Source organism: Candidatus Omnitrophota bacterium, assembly GCA_023227985.1.
Lineage (GTDB): Bacteria > Omnitrophota > Gorgyraeia > Gygaellales > Profunditerraquicolaceae > JALOCB01.
In genome coordinates this window covers 1-9,472 of record JALOCB010000043.1, presented here as the reverse complement: position 1 = coordinate 9,472, position 9,472 = coordinate 1, and the positions used below count along the sequence as shown (strand labels likewise).

Annotated in this window: 1 protein-coding gene; it reads left to right on the top strand. The window is 46.2% G+C overall.

Translation table 11 applies throughout. From position 1 onward, the window contains the following. Positions 1-9,472, top strand: a 9,472-nt coding sequence (locus M0R35_07230) for a glycogen/starch synthase (GenBank protein MCK9595447.1), incomplete at both ends; no start/stop codon positions are given.

Genomic DNA, 9,472 nt, shown 5'->3' with positions numbered 1-9,472 from the left:
TTCAGGCAATTAAGCGCGGATCTTAAGGTTAAGCCGGTGGCGTATCAAGAACCATTTGGCCGGGAATCTTTGATAGTTTCTTTCCTTAAAAAATTATCCGCTAAACCGCATAAATTATCTTACGAAAGACTTTCGCTTCCCCAAAAGCAAGATAAGAATCCGGGGAAGATGAAATTCGGACCTATCGAATCCCGCCTTACCTTGAATCAAACAGTAATAAATGAAGGACCATTCACCATATTCTCTTCGTGCTATGATTACGCTTCTGCCTCTAAGCTGAATATCATCTATAAGTACCAGGATATATCCGAGATCAATGAGAAAGCCATCCTGGATATGGTTGAACTTCTGGTTAAGCTGGAAGCCAAAGGGTGGGATTTCAATATTTCCTATGACCAGGAATATAACAGGAAACGTTCCGGACTTGGGCTGGCTTTTGAGGCTGTCCAGGATAAGTCCGCGGTAGAACTTATGGTTGAACGCCGCGCCAAAAGTAACGGCGGGCTGATCTGGAACGCGCTGAGCGCTGAATCTTCACTCGCAATGATCTTTAATTCCTTGAAGCCTGTTTTTATTATCCGTAACCCGGAAAAGGAATATTTGGCTTATCAGTTATTCAAGTTGCTGGCATTCTTGGATGAGGCGAAAATATTACATTCCTATCATTTCGAATTGTTGGTCCGGCATTTGGCGGATGACAACAGCTTCTACGCTTTTATCAGCCTGGACAATGGTAATTATCTAAAACTCGGCTCAGGGTTATCCGCTGACGTAAATACAGGAGAGCTGAACGGATTGAACAACCTGGCTTTTTTGGCTGAAGAATGTAAAAATTATACTAACGCTCAGAATGATCCGGCGGATAACGGGCTCCAACCAATCTCTTTCCGGGAGATAAAGCCCACTGCCGCTGTCTGGAATGACAGTTGTGTTACCCGTTTGACCGATGAAGAGTTCCAGATGGCGGCCGCTAAGAACAAAAACAGAAATCCCGTGAATATTGAACGGGACGGCGGTAAAAACTATTTAAACAAAGAAAATTCGGGGAGGATAAAGAAGGGTACATCTACCGTGGCAGGTGATGCCTTCTCCTCCTCGAATTTATTATATGCGCGAAGAGACGGCGGCAATAGGCAGGTTACGTTTGAGGAATTTGAACGCGGCCAAATAGGGCGGAAAGCTACTATTCAGCTCAAGATATCCGTGGATGAAACGCCGGAATTGCTTTTACCGGCGGAGTTTATGGTCATTCCCGGGGAATCCCGGAATGTCCTGAAAATATACGGTTCCGCGCCGCGGCCGGGAAGATTCGCCAGCATCTCCCGTTACGACCTGCAGAATACCGCGGAGTTCAAGTATCAACGGCTGATCCGAATAAGGGTAGCCCCTGTCCCGGTTTATAAACGAGGCGAAGTCCTGAGAGCCCTTGTCCATATATACAGGGAGCGTTTTGATAACGCGAAAACCGTGAAAGCCGCGGCGGAAAATGACATTATTATCGTGCATTGGGATGATACGGAGTTCGGTAAAGAGAACCCGAAATTCAATAGATGGCAGTTCGTGAGGTCGGGCAGGGGCGGAAGCCTGAAATTGGATGATCTGCCGGTTACTCCCAGCGGTATGCTTGACCTGCGCAAAATACTGGAATTCGCCAAACACAGGGAGCTTAGAGGCATGAAAAGCATCCTCGCGCAAATAAACAGGGAAAGCAAATGGCAACAGTGGCAGGCAGCGTTATATACTCCCGCGAGCTGGCCTAATGTCTGGAAACTGCTTCTGGAAAAAGAAGGCTGGGATGAGGTGCATCAAAGGGAATACTGGGGTTTGCGCAGGGACATAGCTACTATTATCTCGTCTTCGCGCGCGGGCGATAGAAATATTGAAGAATACAGGATACAGCATAGACTAAGATGGTTCAAGCCGGTCCAGATACTCAGGAATGCCTTATCCAGCCGTAAGACAGTCAATGCCGTTAAACTACATAAACAGGCAAGCCGCACCGGAAGGTTGACGGCTAAACAATACAAAAGGATAAAATCCCTCGATTTCGAACAGACCGGCCTGGAGATGTTTAATGCGTCTTCCGCTGAAGACCCTAATGGTTTTGACGGAGGCAAACTGGTTATCGGCAAGGAACAGGCGATCCGCCAAGAGATAGGCTTGGGATCCATAAAGGCCGCTTTATTTGATATTGGCGGCGTGCTTCTGGATTGTTCTAAAGAAAAGAAGATCGGGGAGATCCGGGAATTCATTGAAAAACTTTTTAGCATTGAATTGACCTGCGCGGAGGTCGAAACGATGTTCTATTCCGGGGAAGACGCGTTGGCCCTGCGGACTGATCTTTACCTGGAAGATTTTCTGGATAGGATAAATGCGCAACTGCGGGCAAGGTCCGGAAAGCAGGGTTTAAGTTTCACATCATCCGATTTTGTAAAGATATTCTTCCTTGATTGCGAGGTATCACAAGAAATGAAAACCCTGGTAGAGGATCTGCGCGGTCAGGGCGCGCAGATGTATATACTCTCAAATTTCTTCATCAGCCGTAGAGTGGAGTTGAGCTGCCTTATGCTTGGTATTCTTGCCCAGCATTTTCCGGGTTGTTTCACGAAAGAAAATGTCTTTTTTTCTAACGCTGTTGGTTATGCCAAGCCCAGTGAGGAAGCTTATGCCGCGGTATTGAGGCATATTGACGCCAGGCCGGAAGAGATACTTTATGTAGACGACCAGCAGGAAAACGCCTTCCGCGCGTACAGGATGGGCTTGAACAGCTGTTGGTTTTATGAGAATTTTACGCGCAAGACTATTGGCTCTAAAAGCGCCGTTTATCTGTCTCACGGCTCCAGTTATACCTTAAGCAATAATTGGGCTAAAGGGGAGGAAATACTGGTTAATATTTATACCGATAATTCCGGTAAAGAGTATCCCATAGAAGCTGTCTCCTGTAATGACCCGGGGAAACGCACGCGTTTTGCCCAGATCTGGAATTGGGATGGCCGGTTGATCGAGGTGTTCAATGAATATCTGTCTTTGGGTAAATACAATGAGATTTTCAGCGGTAACCGGCTGTTGATAAGGAATATCTGTTTAGACAGCACAGGGGCGCTTAGATTCGGGACTGATTTCCGGGGCAGGTTCCCTAAATACCGCGGCCAAGAGGTGGAAGTGAATACCGATAACAGGTTTGTGCGGGAGGTAAAGTTCATATCTGACGGAAAAACGATAGAATTTAAACTGGTGATAGATACGATCAGCGGAAACGTGGTCCACTCTTATTATGATTCGCTTTTTCTGGGAAGGGTAGAGAAGCTTAGGGATTTTACGGTATCGAACATATCCACTGACAGAAGAGGCGGGTTGAGGTTTGCCTGCCAGTCTTTCGCGAATCTCTTTCCGGATTTCCCCGGCTTTAAGGCGGATATCCATGTGCGAAAAGGATACGGGAACAAGCCGGTCGTGGATACGGTCTGGATAAGGTCATCTGACGGGAAGATCGTAGCCACTAAGAAATTTAATCTTATCTACGATGTTGATAACAACCTGATCGATTCATTCGCATCCCATCTTGATTCCGCCCGTCTGCGGAAAATGACCGGTAACAAAATCGAAATGCGCAATCCTTTGCCTGCTTCCGGGCAGTTGAAGATCGGCGGGGTTACCCTGCGTAAATTCACTACCAAAGCCGGACAGGTATATACTTTATTCATAAAAGCCGGCAAGCTTGATATGGTTGGATTCGAGGACGGGGATATATACGCCTTTGATCCCGTCTCAGGAAAAGTGCTGTCTGACCGGAAGAAAAAGGAGCTCTCCGATAAACTTTATGAATCTGTCTGGTCGCAGTTAAGCAATTGGGAGAAGAGTTTATTGGGTATATTCGCTTATCGTGTTAATGGTGATTTTTCGGCCAGAAGCATAGCCAGCAGAAGCAATCTGGGGTATTTGATCTGTAAAAATGAGGGGCGCAACTCCTTAAGTTATTTGCGCGAAAAACTGCAGAAGACGGACAGCCGATTCGTAGTAACGAAAGGCAACACATTTTTTATTAATCAGGGGCTGCTTGTATTTGTAAAAAGGAAGATAATCGATCCGGCTTCCGCAGAGGCCCGGAATAAGGAGGGGCTCAAGAAAAAGATCAACCGAGCTGCCCAAGAGATCGGGTTGCCTTATAAAAACGGCAACAGGCGGCACTTTAGTAAAGAGAATTTTATCCGTATTTACCCGCAAATAGTAATAGATTATGAAGCGCTCAGAGCTAAGCACCAAGTGAACATTGGCTGGACATCGCTGGTCGAGGCCGTTGTTTTAAAGAAAAACAGCAGTGCCGCGGCTGTAGCTGCTATCCAGCAGTCTAACACTGAGGCGTTTTCAGGCGTTCGAACAATATCACCAGAAGAATTAATGGTTGTTTTGGAGAGTATAAAAGGAGAACATTGGTCCAATGCTCCTCCGTCAGTTGGTTCATTACCTGTGTATTACAGGGTCGCCCCGATAGAAAACACCGCTTCAAATAACGACGGCGGAAAAGATATTCCCCCCGCAACAAACAACGTTTTCACCCCCAGTCAAGCCTTTATCGATATATGGAAAGATCTGGCGAATAACGGATTTTTAAATAATATCCTGGCATTGAGTATTCGCAAACCCTGGCTGGACAGGGAAGCCGAATTAAAAAAGCTGTTAGCCGAGGCTGTAAACCATTTGGATATAGAGGGCAGTTTTCCTCTTAAGGAACGATTGGTTTATTCACCGTCGGCTACTTATTTCGAAGATGAGAAGGTGATTCTATTTTATGATCTTTATAATATTCCGGTAATGGTCAGGGTCGCCCCGGATCATTTCGCTGATTATTTAACTGATACTGAGTATCTTCTTTCATTCTTCGGCCCCGGGTTAAGGGTGGATATATTATGGCAAAGTGAAGAGATGGAATATATCCGCAAAGACCTGGAATTCTACAAGGCCAATCCTGAATTCTACCGGTTCGTCTATCAATTGAATTCGCCGGATGCCGCCAAGGTATTAAAAGCGTTCCAGGGCTTGGTCATGAAACTGGCGGTTCCTGAATTAAAAGATGAAGCGGTCCGTTTGCTCAATACCTGCCTGGGCAGCGAGAATGTGCTGATACAGCGCATGGCGCAGAAAGTATTGAACAAAATATACACGAGCAGACCGGTATTTTTCCCTGAGGCGTCAGAGACTATAATCGTAAAGATGGGCAAGGATATCCGGATCAATGATTTTGTTTTCTACCCAGGTTTTAATCCGTTCAAAGACATCTCCAGATTAAGTCAATTCCAGGCTCGTTTAGTCGCGGCTAATAATTATTCGAACGAATTGAAATATGTCAATTTGCAGGTCAGCGCGTATTCGGATGACGCGGTCCTGTTGCGTTTAAATGACAGAGAGAGGTTTATCCCGGTGGAAAGAGGTATTGTGCATTTGGCTTTGCAGGTAAGGTATACCCACGGCATGGACTGGGTTTATGTGCCGGATTCCGAGGCAAATGTCGCGGTTTTCTGCCAGAAGGATCTTAGTGGTAAGGTCTTCCGACAGATCTGGGCGGCGTATAACGGCATATATGATGAGGAGGGGCAGGTCAGAAGGGATGAGAACGGTAAAGTCATTCCCGGGACATTCAAGGATATCCAGGGCATCCTGCCGCAATTAAAAAAAGAAGGGGTTGATTATATATATGTTATGGGTATCTGTCAGTTGGATAAGCCGGAAAATATCCCAGGACAGGAGGGCCCGGACGCTTCCTTGTTTTCTATATTTAAGTTCAGCATAAGCGAAGAATTAGGCGGCAAGGCCGGATTGGTAAATCTGATAAATGAAGCTGAGAAACTTGGCATACAAATATATGCCGGAGATCTTATGCCGCATGTTAACCAGAACTGCAGGGATCTGCCGGAATGGGCTTTTGTGAAGGCAAGGAATCAGTATGACCGTAACAAGATCATTCGCAGGCTTGCGACTGATGGTTCGATCAATCACGAAAACGGATTACCGGTTGAATGGCATGATTCAGTCATCTTGAATTTCCGGGATAAAAGAGTGATCGCGAAATTAGCCTTTTTTGTGGAATATCTGGCTGGAATGGGGATAAAAGGAATGCGTATAGACGTAGCCCATAATTTCGGAGCTATGCTGCCGGTAGACAAGTCGCCCTATTTACAGAGCAAAGAAAAGCTGTTTGGCCGGATCACTTCCTGGGAACGTAACAGTTCCGGCGGGTTCAAGATCATAAATAACTGGGATAGCTCCGAGGCTAATCCGTTCTTGTTATATCTGGTAAGCGAAATAACCCGCAAATACCCGGAATTCATCTTTTTGGGAGAAAACTACGGGACCATTACGGAAGCAGGCCCGGTGAATAAATATATCCAGGTTATTAAATCCGGAGTAATTCCTTTTGATTCCGGAACTCATGATGATTTGGAGAGCGTTATTATAAAGGGGAGTCCGGTATCCGGAGTGCTTAACCCGCATTTCCGCTGGTTATTCAGTGAACTGCCTCAAGGCAGCCAGTGGGTAGCCGCTTTGGAAACCCACGATTATTTTCGCAATATGGACCAGTGGGAAAGTTTCGGCCCGCAAAAGATCAAAGCCGCTGTTTGGTGCTGGTTGGCTACTACCCGCGGGCCGTTAATGCTTTACAACCGCCAGGAACTTGGCGAGGTTCACAGGGTTAGGATAGACAACTTTACCCAGCATGATTACGCGGAAGCGGACAGGCAACGGTATTATGCCCAGCTGGAATTCGGGCGCGTTCATAAAGAGACTATCCAGCATTTCTGGAATAAAGCGATTGGATTCTACAAGGCGCATGCCTGTATTTCTTGCGGTCAGGATTATATATTCGATACTGGCAATGACCGTGTATTCGCCATTGCCAGATATAACGATAATGAAAAGATCATATTTATCGTGAATATGGGCTGGGAAACTGTTTCGCTGAAAATAGATCTGAATGCTTTATGGGATAAGCTGGGAATAGAGAATTCGCGGTTAAAGTTTTATTCCCTTAAGGAATTTGAAAGCGGGACAGAGGAGGCGTTTACCGGAGAGGAACTGAGGGCGTATAACATTAATGCCAGATTGGAAGGTTATGAATCCGCGGTAATATCTTTGAAAACCGACGGAGGAGAGGATATCCACCTTATCGCGTTAAGAGACGCCTTGTGTCGTTATTCTGATGAAAGCCGGGAAGTACGGACAAAATATAACTACGCCTTTGTGACGCTGGCAAAGGCGATCTTAAAGGGAAATAGCGCTTCTTTTTATGAGGCTTTTAGTTATCTGGCGGAGTTGGTTGAAGGGGAATTAAGATTTTCCGATTTTTCCTGCGGCGACCTGACTTTGATAATGCATGAGATTTCCGTGGCTAATCCTGGCAAGATCGATACAACCATAAAATTATTAAAAGATATCCGCCAAGGCGATTTTAGCGAGGATTCCAAGGCCGTAGCTGGGAAAGTGCTGCGTTGGATGGATATCGGTTCGGCGGTATTTGTTTCTCCGGAAGCCGCGCCTGTATCTAAAGCCGGTGGAATGGCCAATGTCGTTGGCGAACTGGCAGAGGTTCTGGCAGGTTCCGGTCTTAAGGTTTATGTAATAAGCCCCTTGTATAAATATACAGAAAATAGCGGCAAGATAGTCGAGGTTAAAGAACGCACCCTGTCTAAATTCAACCTGCGTTATACCGGTAAACCTATCGATGTGTATGTAGGAAGGCATGGACTGGTCAGGTCAGGCCTGGCGCATGCCAGGATAAGTAAGGTCGATCACCTCCTTCTGGATAATCCGTATTTCGCCGATTCTCTATATGGACAGTTAGGCGGGTACAGGCAGGATCCGAACAGCCGGGTTTCCAAAGAACATGAATCACTGCGCGCGATCTTTTTATCGCTTGGCGCTTTGGAAGCAATGAAGGCGATGAACATATACCCTTCAATAGTAATAGGCAATGATTGGATGTGCGCCCCGTTAATGGTTCATTTGAATTCCATCCGGTCGCTTTACAAGAACGATCCGCATTTTGTGAATACCCGGACAATAGGCTGGGTGCATAACAACGGCCAGGATTACCAGTTTAAGGTCGGCAGGTTTGAGAACGGCATCGACCTTTTGGGTAATTTAGGACTTCCCTCCGAGGATTACGGATGGTTTATCGATCCTCACAACGGGGAATTGATCAATTTTATGGCGGCGTTCATAAGGCATTCCCATTTTGTGGTAGCGGTTAGCCCGGGTCAGATGTGGGATTATCTGCGCTCGGATGAAAAAGGCGGCGGCGAGGGCTTATGCGATATCTTCCGCGGTATAAATAAGGAACGCAGGCTGTTCGCTATTACCAACGGTATTGCTCAGGGGCAAATGCAGCTAATATCGTTTGGGGAGGACATTTTCGCGATCGATTCCGAAATACAGAGGGAAGAATATTTGCTTAAAGTGTGGGGCATAAAACAGAACGCTAAACCATGGATCGCGCAGCAGCCGATTTTCTGGCCGGCTACTCAAGGTAGTTCAAAGTTGCTGAATAGCGATAATTTTGTGGTGAATATGGTTTCCCGGATAACCGAGCAAAAAGGCATTCAGTATGTGGTGCCGTTTGCCGAGAGGGTATTGAACAACGCTAAATATCATGATGTCATGTTTGTATTCGCCGGACAGGGCGATGCTTACTGGATGGGTCGGCTGAATGAACTAGTTTACCGTTATTCTGGCAGGGTCGGATATTCCAATGGGTTTGTCCCCGACGCGGTCAGGAATATGGCTTATATATGCGGGGATCTTTTCATCGCGTTTTCCATCTGGGAGCCGGGTGGGATCTCGCCGATGGAGGCTTTGGCCTTTGGTCTGCCATGCCTTGTTTCAGACCGACAGGGGCATATGTCTACGATCATCCGGGGGGTTAACGGTGAAAGGTTCTCTATTGATGATCAGGACCCTGGGCGGACCATTGATAATATAATGCGGGAATTCGATATTTTGTATGATACCTGGAAATCCCGGAATGTGTCTGGCAGATGGATCGAGATGGTCAAAAACGCATTATTCTCGAATAACAGCTGGGATAAATCGGTTGTCCTGGCTGAAAACCTTTTCAAGTATACCCTGACAGCCGAGGAAAAATATTATAAGAAATTTTATCCGGATGAGGGAAGTAAATTTAACGATGGCGGATGTTGGATCGAAGAAAATGCTCCGGAATTAAAGGATAAATTATTAGCCACTCTCTCTATGGAAGGAAATATCCCGGAATTTGAAGGGTATGACGCCCAGAACGCCAATACTAAAGGAGGATTGGGCGCTTATTTCGGGGATAAATTGGAAGGATTGGCCGATATAGGCATGAAGGCCTGCGGATGCCAGCCGATGTATTCGCATATACTAAAAGCAGGTAAAAGGGTCTGTGTTGATTATTCCGGGCTTATTAATAACGGGGTCATAAAAAGGGTTTATGACAACG